The organism is Kitasatospora sp. NPDC056800 (assembly GCF_042789775.1).
Classification (GTDB): Bacteria; Actinomycetota; Actinomycetes; order Streptomycetales; family Streptomycetaceae; genus Kitasatospora.
Map to the genome: position 1 here is coordinate 13,635 of NZ_JBHUAL010000060.1, position 18,402 is coordinate 32,036.

The window sequence follows — 18,402 nt, forward strand, 5'->3', positions numbered from 1 at the left end:
GGCCCGGCCACACCCGCCGCACCCGGCCCTCGCCCCCTTCCGGCGGGAATCCCCGGCCCCCCGGCACGGTTGCCACCGATGGCCCACGAACGGACCCCCGTTCCACCCGGGCCCACGACGCACCGTCACGAGAGGGGCAGCACATGAGGATCGGCGACATCGAGGTCCTGGCGGTCATGGACGGAGAAGGCACCGAGACCGCCGCCGAGATCCTCACCCGCCCCGGCACCGACGACCCCTGGGCCTGCCACCAGCACCACCGCGACCCCGACGGCACCCTCCACCTGCCCCTCGGCGGCTTCCTGGTCCGCAGCGGCGCACGCACCGTCCTCGTCGACGCCGGAGTCGGGCCCCGGGACGTCGGCCGCTACCACGGCGGCGCCCTGCTCGACTCGCTCGCCGCCCACGGTGTCACCCCCGCCGACGTCACCGACGTGCTCTTCACCCACCTGCACTTCGACCACGTCGGCTGGGCCGCCGTCGACGGCCGGCCGGTCTTCCCGAACGCCGTCTACCGTGCCCACCGCGCCGACTGGCAGCACTTCGTCACCGGACCGGACGCCGACCCCGAAGCCGTCGCCAAACTCACCCCCGTCGAAGACCGACTGGAGCTCTTCGACACCGACTTCACCATCGCCCCCGGCATCGACGCCCTCCACCTGCCCGGCCACACCCCCGGCACCACCGCCTACGTCCTGTCCTCCGGGGCACGCCGCGCCCTGCTGCTCGGCGACATCGCCCACTCCGTCGTCCAGTTCAGCGAACGCGACTGGCAGGTGATCTGGGACCTCGACCCCGCCGCCGCCTCCGCCGTCCGCAACCGCCTCGCCGACGAAGCCGCCGACACCGACGACCTCCTCGTCGCCGCCCACTTCCCCGGCATGCGCTTCGGCCGCATCCTCGCCGCCGACGGCCACCGCCGCTTCGTCGCCGTCTGACACACCACCCGCCCCGCCCGCCGCCGCCGCGCCTCGCCCGCCCCGCCCCGAGACGCGCGCCGGTCGCGGCCGGGCGGGCACCGGCCCCGTAAGGTACCCGCATGTCGGTTGTGATCGCGGGCGGCCACGGCAGGGTCGCACTCCTGACGACCCGTCTCCTCACCACCCGGGGCCTACCGGTCACCGGGATCATCCGGCGCCCCGAACAAGCCGCCACCGTACGCGCCGCCGGCGCCCAACCCGCCGTCACCGACCTGGCCCACACCACCCCCCACCACCTCGCACACCTGCTCACCGGCGCCCAGGCGGTGCTCTTCGCCGCCGGCGCCGGCCGCGGCAACGCCCCCGGACAGGCCGACCCCGTCGACCACGACGCCGCCCTCACCCTCGCCGACGCCACCCAACTCGCCGGAGTACGACGCTTCGTCATGCTCTCCACCATGGGCGCCGACCCCGCCATCCACTACCCGCCCGACCCCCTCGTCGAGACCTTCCTCCAGGCCAAGGGCAGAGCCGACCAGAACCTGCTCTCCCGCCCCGCCCTCGACTGCACCGTGCTGCGCCCCGCCTGGTTCCGCGACGGGCCCGGCACCGGCCGGGTCCACCTCGCCGAACACACCGGCCCCGGCGAGATCGACCGGGCCGACGTCGCGGCCGTCCTCGCCGACCTGCTCACCACACCCGCCACGGCCCCGCGCGTCCTGGAACTCGTCTCCGGCACCGTCCCCGTCCACGAGGCCGTCGCACGCACCGCCCTGCGCCTCGTCACCGACCACTGAACCCCCGACCGCCGAGCCACCCGGCCACTGAGCCACCCGACCGCCGAGCCCGCCGGCCCGCTAGCGACGGCGCCGGTGTCGGGCACGCGCGGCGGCGTGACGCGAGCGCTCGGGCCCACCGGTCGCATCACACCCCGCAGACGGGCCGGTCCGCCCGCCGCTCCGGGCGCTACCCGCGCCGGTCGCTGCGCTGCGCCGCCCAGGCCAGCGCCAGTCCCACCGCGCCGAGTGCGGCGGCGATCCCCAGCGGTGCGGTGTACCCGGCCCCGGCGGACAGGGCCGCGCCCGCCAGCAGGGGGCCGCCCGCGTTGCCGATGTTGAAGGCGGAGATGTTCGCGGCCGAGGCGAGGTTGTCCGCGCCGCTCGCCCGCGCCAGCACCCGGGCCTGCAACGGCGGGATGACCGCCCCGCCGGCCAGGCCGAACAGCAGGAAGACGGCGGCCACGGCGGCCCGGCTGTGCACGGCGGCGAGCAGCAGCAGCGGAACGGCCGTCACCCCGGCCAGCGCCGCGTACAGCGCGGCCGCCGGCGCCCGGTCCGCCAGTCGGCCCGCCAGCGGGGTGCCGACCACCATGCCCACGCCGACCAGCATCAGCACCACCGGCACCGCGCCGGACCCGAAGCCCGTGACCTCGGTCAGCAGCGGCGAGACGTAGGTGAGGACGGTCAGGAAGGGCGCCCAGCCGAAGGCCGTCGCGGCCAGGGCCAGCCACACGCCCGCACGCCGGAACACCCGCAGCTCGGCCCGCAGTCCGGCCCGCGGGGCCGCCGGCCCGTGCGGCAGCAGGACGGCCAGCGCGACCAGCAGCACCACGCCCAGCGCGGTCACCGCCCAGAACGTGGCCCGCCAGCCCAGCGCCTGCCCGAGCGCGGTACCGCCGGGCACCCCGAGCACGTTGGCGAGGCCGAGCCCCGTGAACACGGCGGCGATCGCGCCGGCCCTGCGCCGCGCGGGCACCAGCGAGGTCGCCACCGCGGAGGCGATCCCCACGTACGCCCCGCCGGCCAGCGCGGACAGCACCCGCCCCGCCAGCAGCGCGCCGAAGCCCGGCGCGAGCGCGGTGACCAGGCCGGCCGCGATGAACAGGCCGACCAGGTACAGCAGCATCCGCCGGCGGGCGACGCGGACCCCGAGCGCGGTCAGCAGGGGAGCCCCCACGACCATGCCCACCGCGTACCCGGACACCAGCACCCCCGCCGTCGGCAGGGACACCCCCGTGTCCTCGGCGATCCGCGGCAGCAGCCCGGCGACCACCACCTCGGCGGAGCCCACCGCGAACGCGCCGAGGGCGAGCGCGAACAGGGCGGCCCCGGCCGGAAGTTCAGGCGCACGGGCGTTGGTGGGGGAGGGGCAGGGGGCGCGGCGCGCCGAGAGATCGCTGGTCATGGCACCAGCCTGGCCGCCGCCGCCCCGCTGATCAGCCCCCGAACGCGCAACGACTGGTAAGCCAGGCTTACCGGTCCCGGCCCGCCGCCGCCCCCGCCCCCACCGCCGCCGTCGGGGGCTCCGCCCACTCCCGGTTCCACCCCCGGGCCCGCTCCACCGCGACCGCCGCGAACGCCCGCACCCGCGCACTGTCCCCGCCCGCCCGCCACACCAGCCCGTACTCGAGCGGCTCGGCGTCCACGAACGGCACGAACACCACCCCCGGCGGCGCCGAGTGCGCCGCCACGTCCGCCCCCACCGGCGAGATGCCCTGCCCCGCCCCGACCATCGCCAGGGTCTCCGCCAGCGTCGCCGCCGACCGCCCGCGCTCCACCACCCGCCCCCCGGGCGTCACGGACGGCGCCAACCACTCCTGCCAGTACCCGGGGACGTGCCCCGTACAGGCGAACACCCGGTCCCGCGCCAGGTCCTCCACCCCGACCGACTCCCGCCTGGCCAGCACGTGGTTGGCCGGCACCGCCAGCATCCGCGGCACCCGCAGCACCACCGGGCCCCGCACGAGGTCCTCCTCCTCCACCGGGAACTGGGTGACCAGCACCTGCGCCCCGCCGCCGCGCAGCGGCTCGAACATGGACGCCACCTGCGTCTCGTGGATGCGCACGTCGATGCCCGGGTGCCGGCGGGCGAAGGCGCCGATCACCTCCATCACGAACTCCCCGGCCGCCCCGCCGAGGTAGCCGACCGTGAGCACCCCCTCGACGCCCCGGGCCGCAGCCCGCGCCCGCTCCAGCCCGTCCCCGATCCGCCGGTACGCCGGGCCGACGTCCTCCAGCAGCCGCCGCCCCAGCTCCGTCAGCCGCACCCGCCGACTGGTCCGCTCGAACAGCGGCGCGCCCACCCGGCGCTCCAGCCGCTGGATCGTCTGGCTCACCCGCGCCCTGGAGACCCCCAGCCGCTCGGCCGTCCGCCCGAAGTGCAACTCCTCGGCCAGGACCACGAAACCCTCGATCTCCAGTCGCTCCCACACCCGCCCGATGCTACGCCCGGCCCCCGGCCGGATCCCTGGGTCGTACCGGCCGGGGGCCCGGTGCGGGTCAGGGCCGGGGGCAGAACTCGGCCTCCAGTTCGGAGGTGAACACCGCGATCGGCCAACTGCCGTTGGTCCAGTCGCCGTTGATGTTGGTGGTGAGCAGGTGGCCGCCGTCGCGGGTGCCGAAGGTGTAGGTCCAGGAGCCGTTGATGGCGCCGCCCATGCCCCAGAGGGTCGGTCCGCAGTCCAGGGTGACGGAGCCGACGCCGAGGCCGTACGCGGCGTTCGGGATCCACGCGCCGGGCGGTGTGGGGACCGTCGTGAACAACTCCCGCTGCTGGGCGGGCGGCAGCAGCCGTCCGCCCAGCAGCGCGGCGAAGAAGGTGTCGAGGTCGCGGGCGGTGGAGACCATGTCGCCGGCGGCGTAGCCCCAGGAGGGGCTGAGCTCGGTCACGTCGTGGACGGGGGCGGTGGGGGAGGGGTCGCCCAGGCGGGAGTAGGCGCGTGCGTGCGGGCCGCGGAGGGAGGTGTCGTCGGGCCCGGGGGTGTAGGTGCCGCTCAGGCCGAGCGGGGTGATGACGCGCTGGTCGACCTGCTCGGCCAGGCTGGTCCCGGTGGCCCGTTCGACGATCAGCCCGGCGAGGACGTAGCCGGTGTCGGAGTACGTCCAGCCGGCGCCGGGGGCGAAGTCCGGGCGGTTGGCGGTGCCGGTGCGGACGAGCTGCTCGGGCGTGTAGGTGTCGAAGCGGTGGAGCAGGAAGCCGGTGCCCTCGTTCTCGGCGCGGACCTTCGCGTCCATCGCGTAGTTGTAGACCCCGCTCGTCATGCCGAGCAGCTGCCGGACGGTGATCCGGTCCGGCTCGTAGCCGGGCCCGTCGACGAGGCCGGGCAGCCACCGCTCCACGCTGTCGTCCAGGTCCAGCCGGCCCTCGGCGGCGAGTTGGAGGACGACGGTGGCGAGGAAGGTCTTGGTGGTGCTGCCGATGCGGAACCGCTCCTGGGCGTGGCGGGGGCGCCCGGTGGCCAGGTCGGCGACGCCCGCGGTGCCGAACCAGGCGCGGTGCCCGTCGCGTACCTCGGCGACGATGCCGGGCACGCCGCCCTCGGTCACGGCGCGCTCCAGGACCCGCTGGACGCCGGGGTGTCCGTTCCGGGCGTCCGGGGTCGCGGGCGCCGGCGCGGCGGTGGCGGTGCCGCCCGCGATCAGGGCGGCGGTCAGGGCGGTGGCGGTCAGCGCGGTGGCGCGCCTGGTGATTCCCATGCTGGTGTTCCCCCTCGGCGTGGTGTTCGTGGCCTGGGAAGAAACTAGGAGCCGCTTCACGGTCGGGTCAACGTCAACTCCATTGCCGTGCACGGTCTGTGCAGGTGGGAGCGGGGACATCCTTGCAATGGTCGTGCCGACGAATGCAACAGCTGCCCGCGTTCCATTGCAACAGTCGCCGGGGGCGGCCGATACTGGGCCGACCGAGTCCGACGAGTCCGACCGAGGAGGGGCGGGGACGGATGCCCGGAGCCAGACTGACCCAGCAGGAGCGCCACCGGATCGCCACCGGGCTGGCCGAGGGGTGGGGGTACGGCGAGATCGCCCGGCAGCTCGGGCGGCCGACGTCGACCGTCACCCGGGAGATCGCCCGCAACGGCGGTCCGTCCGGCTATCGCGCCGACCGTGCGCAGCGGGCCACCGTCCAGCGCTCCCGGCGCGGGCGGGCGGCGGCCGGCCGGGAGGCGGTGCCGGAGCCGGCGGTGCCCGGGCGCGACACGGAGGAGGTCCGCCAGTTCGGTGACCGGCTGGCAGAGTTCCTGGCGCTCGGCGGCATGCCCCGGATGACGGCGCGGGTGCTGGTCTGCCTCCAGCTCACCGAGGACGGCGCCCTGACGGCGGGTGAGCTGGTGCGGCGCCTGCGGGTCAGCCCGGCGTCCGTCTCGAAGGCGGTCGGCTACCTGGAGGTGCAGGCCCTGGTCCGCCGGGAGCGCGACGGGCGCAACCGCCGCGAGCGGTACGTCATCGACGACGACGTCTGGCACCGCGCGCTGCTGGCCAGTGCCGAGCGCAACGCGGTGCTCGCCGGGATCACCCGCCACGGCGCCGAACTGCTCGGCCCGGCCACCGCGGCCGGGGCCCGGATGGACGGCGCGGCCGCGCTGCTGGACCGGATCGGCCAGGACATCGTCCGCGGCATCCGGCAGTGGCACGAGGAGAGCCGGCGCGGCCGGGAGAACGCCGGGGCGGCCTCCCCTGGGTGAGCGGTCTCCCGGCCCCGGCCGGGGCCCTCGGTGGCCGGCCGCCCGCCCGCGGGGGTGCCCCGTCCCCTTGTCCCGGGCCGTACCCGGGGCTGGGCGGGGGCGGCCGGGTGTCACGGGCGCCAGACGGCGGCCTGGCGGTAGGGGTAGAGGCTGCCCGGCGGCCGGAGCATTCGCACGCCGACCACCAGGCCCGTGTTGTTCACGAACCGGGCGCTGTTGGTGGTGTCGGCCGGGTCGAGGTCGGTGACGGTGTTGTCGGGGGCCCAGACCTTGCCCGACTGGTACTGCCGGGAGGGTATGCCGTCCCACGCGTAGCCGGCCACGGTGCCGGAGTCGTTGATGTCCGCGGCGGTGGTCCTGCCGACCGTGGGCCGGTCCAGTTCGAGCCGGGTGAGGGTGCCGTCCGGGCTCCACCGCGCGGCGTACGTCCGCGGGAGGTCCGGGTCGGGCTGGTGGTCGCCGACGGTGGCGCCCGAGCTGTTGATCGCCCCGGGGTAGGTGCGCGGGCCCAGGTCGTGCAGGGTGCCGTCGGCCGAGCGGAGCAGGCCGTGCCAGACGCTCCCGACGCCCGGTTCCGGCAGGGAGACCCTGCCGGCCACGGCGCCGGCGTCGTTGATCCGGTCTGCCGAGCTGGCGGCGGCGGCCGGGTCGGTCACGAACGCGGTGGCGGTGCCGTCGGGGTTCCAGACGGTTCCGTGCCGCAGCCCGGTCCAGGTGTAGGACTGGCCGACCGCGACGCCCGCGCTGTTGACGTCGTAGGGCACGGCGTTGTCGTCGCCGGGCAGGGGGGCGAGGGCGACGGTGGTGCCGTCCGGGCGCCAGGCGACGGCGTGGCTCTTTCCGGCGGCGTCGGTGGAGGCGCCGACCACGATGCCGCTGCCGCCGATCGCGGTGGGGTTGCTGTGGGTGTCGCCGGGCAGCGGGGGCAGGGCGGTGGGTGTGCCGTCGGCGGCCCAGCGCACGGCGGTGGCCGTCGAGTAGGCCCGGGGGGCGGGCCAGGAGGTGCCGATGGCGGTGCCGGCGTCGTTCACCCCCAGGGCCCGCGCGTAGTCCTCGCCGGGTAGTGGCGGCAGGGTGGTGGGCTGGTGGTCGGGGTTCCAGCGGATCGCGCTGGTCTGGTTGCTCTGTCCGTCGGCCCAGGCGTAGCCGACGACGACATCGGCGTTGTTGACGGCGGTGGGATCGCTGAAGGGCTTGTCGGGCATGCCGGTGGCCAGCACGGTGATGGGAGGGGTGGCGGAGGCGGGGGCGGGCGTGGGGGCGGGTGCGGCGGCGGCCGGGGCTGCCAGCAGTGCCCCGGTGGCGAGCGCGGCCGCTGCTGCCGCGGCGGCTGTGCGGCGGAGGGCGGTGCGGATGGTCATGACACGGGTTCCCTCGTCTGCTCGGCGACATGGCGGCCGGCCTGCCGCGATGCGGATCGCGCCGGATCGGGCCGGGCGGGCCGGTGGTGCGGTGGAACGGGATGGACCGCGTGCCGGCGCCGGTGTGCGGCCGAAGACCCGGGCCGCGCGAACCGGCGGCGGTCTGTCATGGACGCGACTCTAGTGGCCGGGTTCCTCTCCCGCAGGTGAACAAGGCGTTCCGGTCGTGGTTCCGAAGGCGCGGCCGGGGCCGCGGGTGCGGCCGTGGCCGTACGGGCTGCCCGGGCCCTCGCGCCGGGTGGTGCGGGTCATCCGGCCGCGGGCGCGGGGCCCGCCGGGTGGGCGTGGTCGAGGAAGGCGCGGACCTGGTGGGCGAAGGCGTCGGGGGCGTCCGCGTAGAGCCAGTGCCCGCTGTCCGGGAGCTCCACCAGGCGGGTGTTCGGGCGTTCGCGGGCCATCCGGCGTGCGGTGGCGGGGGTGAGGAGGAAGCTGTCGGCGGCCCGCAGGAGCAGGGCGGGCTGGGCGGAGGCGTTCCAGACGGCCGTGAAGTCGCCGGTGAGGGCGGCCTGGGAGGCCGTCATGTCGGCGGTGTCGAAGAGGAAGCCCCAGCCGTCGGGGAACTCGGCGGCGCTGTCCATGAAGTAGCCGGCCGGGACGCCGCGTTCCGCCAGCGCCCGGGCCAGGGCGCGGCGGGTCGGGGCCCGGCGGGGCCAGCCGGACACGTCCAGGACGGGGCTGGTCTCGGGCTCCCGGTTGAGCGTCGTCATGTCGGCGACCACGAGGGCTGCCACGAGGTCGGGGCGCCGGTGGGCGAGATGGAAGGCGACCGCGCCGCCCATCGAGTGCCCCAGGACGGCGGCCGGTGCCGGGCCGAGCGCCTCCAGGAACGCCGCCGCGTCGGCCGCGTAGGCGTCCGGGGTGAACTCGCCCCCGTTGTCGGACAGTCCGTGCCCGCGCTGGTCGAGGGCGAGGACCCGGTAGCGGCCGGCGAGCGCGGCGGCCAGCGGCGCGAAGATCCGGCCCCGCCCGAAGTGCCCGTGCAGGGCGAGCACGGCCGGCCCGGGGCCGCCGAAGTCCAGGTAGGCGAACCGGCGTCCGCCGAGCCGGACGAACGACTCGGCGGGCCGGTCCGCGGGTCCGTCCGTCATCCCGTACGCCCCCTTCTCGCGAAGTGCCGTGTGCGGCAGGGGGAAACCTATCCCGGGCGGCGCGGACGGCGGCGGGCCCGCTCCGGGGCCGGTCGGGGGGCGGGGCGGTCAGGTGTAGAGGGCGGCGGCGCGGCGGGTCGCCTCGGCCAGGCGGGCGCGCAGTTCGGGCGGGTGGAGGACCTCGGCCTCCGGGCCCAGGCGCAGCAGTTCGAGGTAGCCGATGTCCCAGCTCTCGACCGGCAGGGTCGCGGTGACCCAGCCGTCGGCGTCCGGTGGGCCCGCGGTGGCGAGGGCGTCGGCGGCGGCCGTCGGCTCCAGCAGGGCGGCGAGGTTCTCGACGGCGAACGGGCTCAGCCGCACCACCGCCCGCTCGCGCAGCATGGCGCGGGTGAACTCCCGGGCCGCCGCGGCCCAGTAGGCGGCGAGGTCGAACTCCGGGTCGCGCTCGAACCGTTCGTCGCCGGCCTCGGCGCTCTCGAAGCGGTCGACGCGGTACGAGCCGACCCGGCCGGAGGGGCCGCGCGCCGCGAGGTACCACTGCCCGGCCTTCAGGACCAGGCCGTACGGTTCCAGCCGCCGCTCCCGGGTGCCGGAGCGCGCCGCGTAGCGGGCGCGCAGGACGCGGTCCTCCCACACGGCGCGCGACACCTCGGCGAGCAGCGCGGGGGTCGGGGCGTCGCGGAACCAGGCCGGCGCGTCGAGGTGGAAGCGCCGGGCGGCGGCCGCGGGGGCGTCGCCCAGGGCGGCGGCGACCTTCAGCCGGGCGGCGAGGGCCTGCCCGGCCAGGCCCATGTCGCGCAGCGGGCCCGGCAGTCCGGCCAGGTGCAGGACCTCGGCCTCGGCGCGTTCGAGGCCGGTGAGGCGGGTGCGGTAGCCGTCGACGAGCCGGTAGCCGCCGCCGCGGCCGCGCTCCGCGTACACCGGCACCCCGGCCTCCACCAGCGCGGCGACGTCGCGCTGCACGGTGCGCTCGGAGACCTCCAGCTCGGCCGAGAGCTCCGTGGCGGTCATCGTCCGGCGGTTCTGCAGGAGCAGCAGCAGCGCGATGGCCCGGCTCGCCCGCACGTCGCCCCTTCCGTCGCCTGCCTGGTGTCGCCTGGTGGGCCTGGTGGGCCCGCCCGTGTGTGCCGGCTGCGGTGCGGTGGCCCGGCTCCATTGTCGCCGGGCCCGGTGCGGGCGGGGTCAGGCCTCGTCGGCGGCTGCGTCGAGCTTGGCGGGGTCGGGGGCGAACGCGGTCATCCACTGCGGGTGCAGCCGGTAGTAGACGACGTCGTTGTCCCAGTCGAAGGCGTCGTGGCCGTAGAAGTCCCGGAAGTACGCGAGCAGTTCCGGCCAGTCGGCGGCCGGCTCGCCGCCGTGCGGGTTGAGGACCTCCGCGGTGCCGTGGGTGAACACGCCCAGGTCCTCCCCGCGCAGGTGCGCGGCGCTGACGGCGGGCCGGGCGGCGAGGTGCCGGGCCTTGGCGGCGCCGCGCGCGGTGCCGAAGTGCCACATGCCGTGCAGGAAGTGCCCGTCCACGCCGCTGATCCGCGGCTCGCCCTTCGCCGTCACCGTGGACAGCGCGAGCGTGCACATGCCGGTGAGCACACCGGTGAGCTGGTCGGCGGTGAGCGTGCGCTCGCTGTTGATGATCGACCGCAGGTGCGCGGTGGAGCGGGCGAGCGAGGCGTCGAGGAGGGCCTGGAGCCGGTGGAGCTCGTCGGGTGTTTCGCGCATGGGGGGTCCTTGTCTGTCCGTCGTCCCGGCCCGTGCCACCACGACACCGACCGGCGCCCCCTACTGTCCCCGCGAAACCCGACACCTTCTGTCGTGATTTCCTGCGGTGTCCTGCGGTGTCCTGCGGTGTCCTGCGGTGTCCTGCGGTGTCCTGTGGTTTTCCACGCACCCGGCCGCTGGCGGGGGAGTGGGAAGTCGGCGGGGCCGACTTCCCACTCCCTGGGGCTCCGCGGTGGCAGCCGTCAGCCGTCAGCCGTCGGCTGTCCGCCGTGCGGCGGTCAGGGCCAGAGGCACTGCGACTGCGGGTCGAAGCAGGTGAGGCCCATCGAGGACGCCACCTTCGCGATGTGGACGCAGGCCTCCTCCACCATGCTCCAGCGGATCGGGAAGTAGATCAGCGGGCCGCTCGCCTCCCCGATCAGCGGGCCGGTCGACCACGGCGAGGTGTCGTCCTCGTCCTCGGCGAGGTCGGGCCACCGCTCCAGCAGCGCGGCCACGAAGGCCGCGATCCGCTCGGTCGGCGGAAGGTTCTCCTCGTCCGTGCCGAGGTACCGCACGTACAGGTCGTCGAAGCACCGGCCCGCCGCGGCGTCGTCCGCGGGGCGCTCGCCCTCCCAGACCGCAAGGTCGTAACTCATGGGCGCAGCCTGCCACCCGGCACCGACAACCGCCCCGGAGCCCGTACGCGCAGTCCCGGCCCGGCCCGGTTCGCACGTCACCACAGGTGCAGGAAGCTCCGGACGTCGTCGTAGCCGTCGAGGGCCCGGCCGTCCACGTCCGACGGGTCCGCCTCGGCACGCGCCGCCAAGGCCCCCGACAGTGCCACGGCTTCCTCGCCCAGACGCCCGAAGCGCCGGGCGGCATGCCCCAGGCACAGGCCGGCCAGTCCGAGCAGCGGGCTCCCCGACGCCGCCCGGGTGCCGACCCGCACGCACCAGTGCTCGACGAACCGCGCGTCCTCGTCGTGCAGCGCGGTCCCGACCAGGACTCCGGCCGCCTCGCCCTCCGCCCGCGCCGAGCGGTCGCGAAGGGCCCGCTCCAGCGTCTCGGCCACCACGTCGTGCGGCAGCGCGGGAGGGTTCTCGAAGGTCAGGTGGGAACGCACCCCGCGACACTACGCGCCCCGCACCGGCAGCCCGGGGCCGGTGCGGGCCGGTGCGGGCGCGTCGTCGTGGTCCGCGAGGGCGGCGGGTACGAGTCGCACCTGTCCCGGTTCGGCGCCGCGGGCATCGGCCTCGGCCTCGACCTGCCGGCCCGGCGGCGGCGCTCGCGACGGTCCGGGGCCCGCGGGCGGACGGCCGGTGGCCGGACGACGGGCCCCGCCAGGGCGCGGCGCTCATCGACCCCGGCCACAAGGTACTGCCGCTGCTCGCCCGGGAGGGGCCGGGCGCCGTGCCGCGACCCCGGACGGGCCTGGGCGGGCCGGGAGGTGCGCTGGGCGTACGGCGGCAATGCGGCACCGCGCACCTCCCTGGGGCCGGACCCGGAGTTCGTGCGTGAGCGCGGGAGCAGGCTGCCGGTGGGGGAGTCGCCGGAGCGGGACGACGATGACCTCGCGGAGGTCCGGGCGGCCGCCGAGCGGCGAAACGCCCGGCCCGGCCCGCCGGGGGCCGCCGCGACCGTCGTGGGGGAGTGGGAAGTCGGCGGGGCCGACTTTCCACTCCCGGCGGCTCCCCGGTTCCCTGGGGCGGCTGTTCCGTGTGGCCGTCAGCCGGCCGGCTGCGCCCGCTCCAGGGCTTCCCGCAGCCGCCTGACCTCGGCGACCAGTCGTGGCACGTCCTGGCGGGCGGCGGCGATGAAGTCGAGGTCCGCGTCCGTCGCGGGGTCCGGTCCAGTCCGGGTGCGGCCGTCGGTGGTCCGGGTCAGGTGGAACTCGTCGTCCCGCGGCGCGTCGGGGCGCAGTTGGACGAAGCTCGCGCCGCCGATCCCCTGGCGGGTCTCCAGCCGGGCGACCCACGGGCCCGGTGTCGCGGCGCCGGCGCGCAGCTCGATCGCGGACAGTTCTTCCTCGGACAACGGCTCGTCGGACGGCATGCCCGGATCCTGCCCCGGTCCTCCGGGCCTGTCCAGGGCCACCCGGGCTGCCTTGAGCGGGGTGGCCCCGTCTGTTCAGTCCCGCCGGTTCGCCGGTCCGGCCTCGACCCACTGCGGTATCCGCGCCGGTGCCAGGAACTTCTCGTTGAGCACCAGCATCCACGCCAGCGCGATCATGCAGACGATCGGGATCGCGAGCAGCAGCACGATGAAGACGATCGGGTGCGCGTGGCTGAAAGCGTCGCTGTTGATCCCGAAGAGCGTCACGGGACCGGCGATGACGAGGGGCGCCACCAGCCAGCAGAACAGGTAGGTGCGGATCACCTCGCTCATGCGCAGTTCGGCCCGGCCCAGGAACACGTACTGCGTGGTGCTCGTCGAGGAGCCGTGCCGCCCGGAGACGTCGACCGTCTCGCCCTCCTTGACGTAGTAGCGTCCCAGCGGCCGGATCGGCAGCATCAGCATGGTGAACCAGTGGGTGGCGAAGCAGGCACCCTGGGCGTCCGGCCGCGTCTTGCCCAGCATCGTCCGCCCGAACCCGTTGACCGTGCCCAAGCGCGGTGCCGTGCGCATCGGCATGACCCTGTCCGACATCTGCCCCCCATCCCGGCGAAAACCGTTGTGATCCGATCAGCATGCCAGCGCCGTACGACACCCTCCCGGCGGGGTCGCAACACCTCCATCGGATCTCCCCGGTGACGGACGGTCACCTCCCGCCGCCCGGTGGAGCGGGAAGTCGGCGGGGCCGACTTCCCGCGCGCGGGCGGCCCGCCGAAAGGGGCGGGCCAGGGGGCGCGCGGCCAGCGGAGGGGGCGCGCGGGCGGAGGGGGCTCCGCGCTCTCGACGGATAGCTCTTACTGAGAGCTAAAATGAGGGTATGACCGCGACAGGGCCCGAAACGCTCGACATCGCGCTGGCGGACGAGTTCTCCACCCTCCTCGTCGGCATCCAGCGCCTGGTCCGCCGCCGCCTGCGGCAGACGATGGACGAACCCCGCCTGCGCGGCGCCCAGGTCGAACTGCTGCGCCTGGTGATGGACAGCCCCGGACTGCGCGTCTCCGAGGCCGCCGAGGAGCTGTGCCTGGCCGGCAACTCCGTGTCCACCCTCGTCAACCAGCTCGTCGCCCGGAACCTGCTGCGCCGCGAGAGCGACCCCGCCGACCGGCGCGCCGCCCTCCTGCACGCCACCCCGGAGGCCGTCGAACGCATCGAGGCCTGGCGCCGGCGCCGCCGCGCGCTGATGGGCGACATCGTCGCCGGCCTGCCGCCGCGCGAGCGCGAGGCCCTGGCCGCCGCCCTGCCCGCCCTGCGGCAGGTCGCCGAGGGCCTGCGCACCCCGCCGGGGGAGGAGGAACGATGACCACCGAGGACACCAGGGACACCGGGAACGCCGGGGACGCCAGGGAAGCCGCGGACGCGGTGGCCTGCCGGGGCCTGGAGTACACCTTCCGCCACGGCCGAGGGAAGGCCACCCGGGCCGTCGACCGGATCGACCTCACCGTCCGCACCGGCGAGGTGTTCGGCCTGCTCGGCCCCAACGGCGCCGGCAAGACCACCACCATCCGCGCGATCACCACCCTGCTGCCCGTCGGCGCCGGCATGGTCCGCGTCTTCGGCCACGACGCCACCCGCCACCCCATGCAGGTGCGCCGCCTGCTCGGCTACGTCCCCCAGCAGCTGTCCGCCGACGCCGGGCTGACCGGACGCGAGAACGTCGCCCTGTTCGCCCGCGTCTTCGACGTCCCGCGCCGCGAACGCGCCGCCCGCGTCGACCAGGCGCTGGCCGCCGTCGACCTCACCGAGGCCGCCGAACGCATGGCCGCCACCTACTCCGGCGGCATGGTGCGCCGCCTCGAACTCGCCCAGGCCCTGGTCAGCGCCCCGCGCCTGCTCGTCCTGGACGAACCCACCATCGGCCTGGACCCGATCGCCCGCACCGGCGTGTGGGAACGCGTCGACGCCGTACGCGCCGCCACCGGCATGACCGTCCTGGTCACCACCCACTACATGGACGAGGCCGACCGCCACTGCGACCGCATCGCCCTCATGGACCGCGGCCGCGTCCGCGCGCTCGGCACACCCGCCGAACTCAAGGACCAGGTACGGCGCACCGACCCGGCCCGGGCCGCGCCCAGCCTCGACGACGTCTTCCGCCACTTCGCCGGCCGGCAGCTGGCCGACGCCACCGAAGGAGACTTCAGCGATGTCCGCCGTACCCGCCGCACCGCAGGCCGCGTCGGCTGAACCCCCCGCCCACCGCCCCGCCGCCGGCCCCGACCTCTCCCTGCTGCTGGTGCCCCCGCGCGCCCGCACCGGCTGGCGCCTGGTGCCCGCCCGCATCGGCGCGATGTGCGCCGTCGAACTGCAGAAGCTGCGCCACGACCGCACCGAGCTCTACACCCGGGCCGTCCAGCCCGCCCTGTGGCTGCTGATCTTCGGCGAGACCTTCACCCGCCTCAAGGCCATCCCCACCGGCGGCATCCCGTACCTGGACTACCTCGCGCCCGGCATCATCGCCCAGTCCGCGATGTTCATCGCGATCTTCTACGGCATCATGATCATCTGGGAGCGGGACTCCGGCGTCCTCACCAAACTGCTCGTCACCCCCACCCCGCGCGCCGCCCTCGTCACCGGCAAGGCCTTCGCCGCCGGGGTGAAGGCACTCCTGCAAGCCGTCGTGGTCGTACTGATCGCCGCCGCCCTCGGCGTCGCCATGACCTGGAACCCGCTGCGACTGCTCGGCGTCGTGGCCGTCGTCCTGCTCGGCTCGGCGTTCTTCTCCTGCCTGTCGATGGCCATCGCCGGCATCGTCCTCACCCGCGACCGCCTGATGGGCATCGGCCAGGCCATCACCATGCCGCTGTTCTTCGGCTCCAACGCCCTCTACCCCGTCGACCTGATGCCCGGCTGGCTCCAGGCCGTCAGCAAGGCCAACCCGCTCAGCTACCAGGTCGACGCCCTGCGCGGCCTGCTCATCGGCACCCCCTCCCACCTGCCCCTGGACTTCGCCGTCCTCGCCCTCGCCACCGTGGCCGGCATCGCCGCCGCCTCCGCCCTGCTCAGGCGCCTGGCGCGCTAGCCGACGCCGTCACCACCCTGCGGAAAAACGCGGTGACAGGCGGGGCGCCGCCCCGGGAGACTGCCTTCCAGCAAGCCGACGACCGGAGGGCGGGGCACCAGTGGCACTGGCGAGGAAGGGCGCGCGGCGCATCGCCGTCGACGGCGAGGAGTACCGCTGGCGCGTGACCCGCCAACACTGGTGCTGCGACTACGAGGGCACCACCCTCGGCTACGCCGCCGAGCACGCCACGCACCCCGGAACGACACTCGTCGTGGACACCGGCCGCCCCACCCTCCGCACCCCCGGGGCGGTGGCGACGGACCTCGTCCTGCCACGCGAAGTCGCCGCGGGCATCCGCGCCGCCCGGGCGAACGGCTGGACACCCGCCACCCCCGGCCCGCCCCTCACCCTGCACCTGTCCGCCGCCTGACCGGGAAGGAACGAGACGACCCCATGACCCACGCCTTCCCCCGGACGGTGCTCCACACCCCGCGCCTGACCCTGCGCCCCTTCACCGCCGACGACACCGACGACACCCGCGCCGCCTGCGCCGACGACCTCACCCAGCACTGGCTGCCGCTGCCCCGCCCCTACACCCGCGAGGACGCCCACACCTGGTGCACCCGGACCGCCCACGACCTGCGCACCACCGGCGACGGCATCCACTTCGCCGTCACCGAGCGTACGAACGGACGCCTGGCCGCCACCGTCGGCCTGAAGAAGACCGACTGGCGCTCCCGCAGCTCCGAAGCCGGCTACTGGGTGGCACCCTGGGCCCGCGGCCGGGGTATCGCCGCCGAAGCCACCCGCGCCCTGGCGCACTGGCTGCTCACCGCGCAGGCCTTCGAACGGCTGGAGCTCAAGGCCGCCACCGCCAACACCGCCTCCCGCCGCACCGCCCTGAACGCCGGCCTGCGCGAGGAGGGCGTGCTGCGCAACGCCGGCTTCACCCACCACGGCCGCACCGACCTCGTCCTGTACTCGCTCGTCCCCGCCGACCTGCTCCCCGGAGAGCCAGCCCCCGGCGGTCCGGTGTCGTCGCCGACGGCCTGACCGGGCCGTCGGCACCGGGTCGGGGCGTCAGGAGGCGGTGCGGCGCACCGGGTGGCCGCCGGGGCCGGTGGTGAGCCAGGAGCCGTCGCCGAGCGGCCGCAGGTCGTACGGGTCCGCCGCGTGGGCGTCGAACTCGCCGTGGACGCGGCCGGTGCGGGCGTCGACGCGGTAGTGGCGGAACCAGTCCTCCTCGTCCTCGGTCTCGCCGACGAGGGTGGCCAGGAGGGTGTTCGGGGTGAGGTGGCCGCCGCTCCACTCCAGGAAGACCGTGTCCGGGTCGTGGCCGAAGTCGTCGACGGTGAGGGTGAACACCGTCTCGCCGCCGGGGAAGGCGTGGACGGTGAGGTCCCTCTGGGCGTGGTCGACGGTCAGGAAGCGGTGCCCGTCGGGGGACAGGTCGATGAGGCAGCGGTCGTCCCACGGGTAGCGGAGGAGTTCCAGCCGGCCGCCGGCCAGCGACGCGCGGTAGACGGCGGTGCCGTCCTGCCCCTCGCCCACGTTGAGGAGCATCCCGCCGCTCGCCGGGTGGGCCAGCTGCACGCCGCCGTGCCCGACCGTCTCCAGGTCGGCCCGGGCGAGGACCGCCCCGCTCGCGGCGTCCACGGCGACCCACTGGTCCGGCCGGTCGCGGCCCGCCATGGCGTCGGGCCGGTAGACCCACAACACCCTTCCGTCCGGGGACAGTTCGCAGTCTGGCAGGTGGCCGTGGGCGTTGTCCGCCGCCGGTTTGAAGGGCGTGCGCCAGACCTGAGTGCCGTCGGCCGTCACGCAGACGGCCGCGTGGAGCGTCGTGTAGTAGGCGTGCCGCAGGTCGGCGGCGACGGCGTGGGCGACCACCCCGTCCCCGGGGACCGGCCGGCAGGCCACCGCGGGCGACAGCACACCCACGGCGCCGGCGGCCGGGGCGTAGGCGCAGACGAGTCCGTCGACGAGCCGGGTGGTGAGCCGGACGGGGTGCGGGGAGGCGGCCATCCCCGGAGGCTACCGAACCCGGGCGGGCGGCCGCCGTCGGCCCCGCCTCCGGCCGCTCCCGGCCGCCTCCGGCCGGTCAGGGGCGCCACTGCTCCCGGTAGCCGGGGTGGTCGTGGTAGGACTGCGCGAGGACGCGCAGCGCGTACGCGAGGCCGGCGGCGCGGGGGTCCGAAGGGTCCATCGCGATGCCCTCCTGGGCCAGCTGGTCGACCAGGTCGAGCATGGGCAGGTGGCTGTCGAGGAGCGCCTCGGGGCCGAAGACGTGCGCCACGTAGGCATAGGCGTGGTTGTCTTCCTCGTTGCGTGCGCGCAGGAAGCGCAGGAGGTCGTCCATGGGCCCATCCTGGTGCGCCGCCCCGGCGGGCCGGGAGCCGGGGCCCTTCCGCCCGGAGGGCGCGGGGGCGGCTCGGTGCCGTGTGCCGCAGGCGGGCAGCGGGGGCCTGGTCGGTGAACGGGCTTGGCGGCGCGCCGGGTTGCGCGCGTCCCCGGCCGGCCGGGGACGCGGCTGTTCGCGGTGGTCGGGTGGCCCGCGCCCGTCGTCCCGTCGCGGCCGAACTTCCGTTCTCCCTAGGGGAGTTCGTGCGGGAGGGCCGCCACGCTCGGCGCCGTGGTGCCGTGTTCCACGGGGACGTTGCTTCCTCCCGTGGGGGCGCGCGCGGAGCCGGGCGCCGGCCGGGCT

At 75.8% G+C, this 18,402-nt stretch carries 21 protein-coding genes; 8 read left to right on the forward strand and 13 right to left on the reverse strand.

The features are described from left to right. The first annotated feature begins 143 nt into the window (after positions 1–143). The gene (locus tag ACFRQN_RS15925) at positions 144–938 is read left to right on the forward strand and encodes an MBL fold metallo-hydrolase (RefSeq protein ID WP_380740889.1); all 795 of its coding nucleotides are present in this window, start codon (positions 144–146) and stop codon (positions 936–938) included. Between the two features lie 101 nt (positions 939–1,039). Next, on the forward strand, positions 1,040–1,717 hold the full coding sequence (locus ACFRQN_RS15930; protein ID WP_380740890.1) for an NAD(P)H-binding protein: 678 nt from the start codon (positions 1,040–1,042) through the stop codon (positions 1,715–1,717). A 169-nt stretch (positions 1,718–1,886) separates the two neighbouring features. Here the strand turns inward: ACFRQN_RS15930 and ACFRQN_RS15935 are convergent, their stop codons facing one another. From ACFRQN_RS15935 to ACFRQN_RS15945, 3 genes are all read right to left on the reverse strand, one after another. Then, a complete protein-coding gene (locus ACFRQN_RS15935; protein WP_380740891.1) occupies positions 1,887–3,104 on the reverse strand; it encodes an MFS transporter in 1,218 nt (405 codons plus the stop codon). Positions 3,105–3,171: 67 nt separating this feature from the next. Beyond that, entirely contained in the window at positions 3,172–4,131 is a 960-nt protein-coding gene (locus ACFRQN_RS15940; RefSeq protein WP_380740892.1) for a LysR family transcriptional regulator, read from the reverse strand. A gap of 67 nt (positions 4,132–4,198) precedes the next feature. Next, entirely contained in the window at positions 4,199–5,395 is a 1,197-nt protein-coding gene (locus tag ACFRQN_RS15945) for a serine hydrolase domain-containing protein (RefSeq protein WP_380740893.1), read from the reverse strand. Between the two features lie 242 nt (positions 5,396–5,637). Between ACFRQN_RS15945 and ACFRQN_RS15950 the strand changes: the two genes are divergently transcribed. Continuing rightward, a complete protein-coding gene (locus ACFRQN_RS15950; RefSeq protein ID WP_380740894.1) occupies positions 5,638–6,378 on the forward strand; it encodes a MarR family transcriptional regulator in 741 nt (246 codons plus the stop codon). Positions 6,379–6,488: 110 nt separating this feature from the next. Here ACFRQN_RS15950 and ACFRQN_RS15955 read toward each other — a convergent pair whose 3' ends face one another. From ACFRQN_RS15955 to ACFRQN_RS15990, 8 genes are all read right to left on the reverse strand, one after another. Beyond that, complete coding sequence (locus tag ACFRQN_RS15955) at positions 6,489–7,739, reverse strand: hypothetical protein (protein WP_380740895.1); 1,251 nt, start codon at positions 7,737–7,739, stop codon at positions 6,489–6,491. 308 nt (positions 7,740–8,047) lie between these two features. Further along, positions 8,048–8,887, reverse strand: a complete 840-nt coding sequence (locus ACFRQN_RS15960; protein ID WP_380740897.1) for an alpha/beta fold hydrolase — start codon at positions 8,885–8,887, stop codon at positions 8,048–8,050. Positions 8,888–8,995: 108 nt separating this feature from the next. Then, positions 8,996–9,952, reverse strand: a complete 957-nt coding sequence (locus ACFRQN_RS15965) for a helix-turn-helix transcriptional regulator (protein ID WP_380740898.1) — start codon at positions 9,950–9,952, stop codon at positions 8,996–8,998. Positions 9,953–10,069: 117 nt separating this feature from the next. Beyond that, entirely contained in the window at positions 10,070–10,603 is a 534-nt protein-coding gene (locus ACFRQN_RS15970; RefSeq protein WP_380740899.1) for a pyridoxamine 5'-phosphate oxidase family protein, read from the reverse strand. A 278-nt stretch (positions 10,604–10,881) separates the two neighbouring features. Beyond that, a complete protein-coding gene (locus ACFRQN_RS15975; RefSeq protein ID WP_380740900.1) occupies positions 10,882–11,241 on the reverse strand; it encodes a hypothetical protein in 360 nt (119 codons plus the stop codon). 77 nt (positions 11,242–11,318) lie between these two features. Further along, the gene (locus tag ACFRQN_RS15980) at positions 11,319–11,708 is read right to left on the reverse strand and encodes a hypothetical protein (RefSeq protein ID WP_380740901.1); all 390 of its coding nucleotides are present in this window, start codon (positions 11,706–11,708) and stop codon (positions 11,319–11,321) included. A gap of 602 nt (positions 11,709–12,310) precedes the next feature. Beyond that, on the reverse strand, positions 12,311–12,637 hold the full coding sequence (locus ACFRQN_RS15985; RefSeq protein WP_380740903.1) for a hypothetical protein: 327 nt from the start codon (positions 12,635–12,637) through the stop codon (positions 12,311–12,313). A gap of 75 nt (positions 12,638–12,712) precedes the next feature. After that, positions 12,713–13,210, reverse strand: a complete 498-nt coding sequence (locus ACFRQN_RS15990) for a hypothetical protein (protein ID WP_380740904.1) — start codon at positions 13,208–13,210, stop codon at positions 12,713–12,715. A gap of 304 nt (positions 13,211–13,514) precedes the next feature. Here ACFRQN_RS15990 and ACFRQN_RS15995 point away from each other — a divergent pair, with 304 nt between their 5' ends. The 5 genes from ACFRQN_RS15995 (at position 13,515) to ACFRQN_RS16015 (ending at position 16,751) form a co-directional block, all read left to right on the forward strand. Beyond that, on the forward strand, positions 13,515–13,997 hold the full coding sequence (locus tag ACFRQN_RS15995) for a MarR family winged helix-turn-helix transcriptional regulator (protein WP_380740906.1): 483 nt from the start codon (positions 13,515–13,517) through the stop codon (positions 13,995–13,997). After that, positions 13,994–14,881, forward strand: coding sequence for an ABC transporter ATP-binding protein (locus tag ACFRQN_RS16000; protein ID WP_380740908.1), 888 nt, complete (start codon positions 13,994–13,996; stop codon positions 14,879–14,881). Before ACFRQN_RS15995 ends, ACFRQN_RS16000 begins: the two co-directional genes overlap by 4 nt. Further along, positions 14,841–15,716: an ABC transporter permease gene (locus tag ACFRQN_RS16005; protein WP_117485393.1), complete on the forward strand. Its 876-nt coding sequence runs from the start codon at positions 14,841–14,843 to the stop codon at positions 15,714–15,716. The genes ACFRQN_RS16000 and ACFRQN_RS16005 overlap by 41 nt, the downstream gene beginning before the upstream one ends. A gap of 100 nt (positions 15,717–15,816) precedes the next feature. Next, on the forward strand, positions 15,817–16,128 hold the full coding sequence (locus ACFRQN_RS16010) for a hypothetical protein (protein ID WP_380740910.1): 312 nt from the start codon (positions 15,817–15,819) through the stop codon (positions 16,126–16,128). Between the two features lie 23 nt (positions 16,129–16,151). Then, on the forward strand, positions 16,152–16,751 hold the full coding sequence (locus tag ACFRQN_RS16015) for a GNAT family N-acetyltransferase (RefSeq protein WP_380740911.1): 600 nt from the start codon (positions 16,152–16,154) through the stop codon (positions 16,749–16,751). Positions 16,752–16,778: 27 nt separating this feature from the next. On the opposite strand, the gene ACFRQN_RS16020 is transcribed toward ACFRQN_RS16015, so the two are convergent. Beyond that, complete coding sequence (locus tag ACFRQN_RS16020) at positions 16,779–17,723, reverse strand: hypothetical protein (RefSeq protein WP_380740913.1); 945 nt, start codon at positions 17,721–17,723, stop codon at positions 16,779–16,781. Between the two features lie 76 nt (positions 17,724–17,799). Then, entirely contained in the window at positions 17,800–18,057 is a 258-nt protein-coding gene (locus tag ACFRQN_RS16025) for a DUF6221 family protein (RefSeq protein WP_074006288.1), read from the reverse strand. Between the last annotated feature and the right edge of the window lie 345 nt (positions 18,058–18,402).

Excerpts from the sequence above, each read along its gene's own strand:
- ACFRQN_RS15960 (WP_380740897.1), bottom strand. The coding sequence starts at position 8,887 with ATGACGGACGGACCCGCGGACCGGCCCGCCGAGTCGTTCGTCCGGCTC.
- ACFRQN_RS15985 (WP_380740903.1), bottom strand. The coding sequence starts at position 12,637 with ATGCCGTCCGACGAGCCGTTGTCCGAGGAAGAACTGTCCGCGATCGAG.
- ACFRQN_RS15945 (WP_380740893.1), bottom strand. The coding sequence starts at position 5,395 with ATGGGAATCACCAGGCGCGCCACCGCGCTGACCGCCACCGCCCTGACC.
- ACFRQN_RS15930 (WP_380740890.1), top strand. The coding sequence starts at position 1,040 with ATGTCGGTTGTGATCGCGGGCGGCCACGGCAGGGTCGCACTCCTGACG.
- ACFRQN_RS15935 (WP_380740891.1), bottom strand. The coding sequence starts at position 3,104 with ATGACCAGCGATCTCTCGGCGCGCCGCGCCCCCTGCCCCTCCCCCACC.
- ACFRQN_RS15995 (WP_380740906.1), top strand. The coding sequence starts at position 13,515 with ATGACCGCGACAGGGCCCGAAACGCTCGACATCGCGCTGGCGGACGAG.
- ACFRQN_RS16025 (WP_074006288.1), bottom strand. The coding sequence starts at position 18,057 with ATGGACGACCTCCTGCGCTTCCTGCGCGCACGCAACGAGGAAGACAAC.
- ACFRQN_RS15925 (WP_380740889.1), top strand. The coding sequence starts at position 144 with ATGAGGATCGGCGACATCGAGGTCCTGGCGGTCATGGACGGAGAAGGC.
- ACFRQN_RS15970 (WP_380740899.1), bottom strand. The coding sequence starts at position 10,603 with ATGCGCGAAACACCCGACGAGCTCCACCGGCTCCAGGCCCTCCTCGAC.
- ACFRQN_RS16015 (WP_380740911.1), top strand. The coding sequence starts at position 16,152 with ATGACCCACGCCTTCCCCCGGACGGTGCTCCACACCCCGCGCCTGACC.
- ACFRQN_RS15990 (WP_380740904.1), bottom strand. The coding sequence starts at position 13,210 with ATGCGCACGGCACCGCGCTTGGGCACGGTCAACGGGTTCGGGCGGACG.
- ACFRQN_RS16020 (WP_380740913.1), bottom strand. The coding sequence starts at position 17,723 with ATGGCCGCCTCCCCGCACCCCGTCCGGCTCACCACCCGGCTCGTCGAC.
- ACFRQN_RS15975 (WP_380740900.1), bottom strand. The coding sequence starts at position 11,241 with ATGAGTTACGACCTTGCGGTCTGGGAGGGCGAGCGCCCCGCGGACGAC.
- ACFRQN_RS15950 (WP_380740894.1), top strand. The coding sequence starts at position 5,638 with ATGCCCGGAGCCAGACTGACCCAGCAGGAGCGCCACCGGATCGCCACC.
- ACFRQN_RS15955 (WP_380740895.1), bottom strand. The coding sequence starts at position 7,739 with ATGACCATCCGCACCGCCCTCCGCCGCACAGCCGCCGCGGCAGCAGCG.
- ACFRQN_RS16005 (WP_117485393.1), top strand. The coding sequence starts at position 14,841 with ATGTCCGCCGTACCCGCCGCACCGCAGGCCGCGTCGGCTGAACCCCCC.
- ACFRQN_RS16000 (WP_380740908.1), top strand. The coding sequence starts at position 13,994 with ATGACCACCGAGGACACCAGGGACACCGGGAACGCCGGGGACGCCAGG.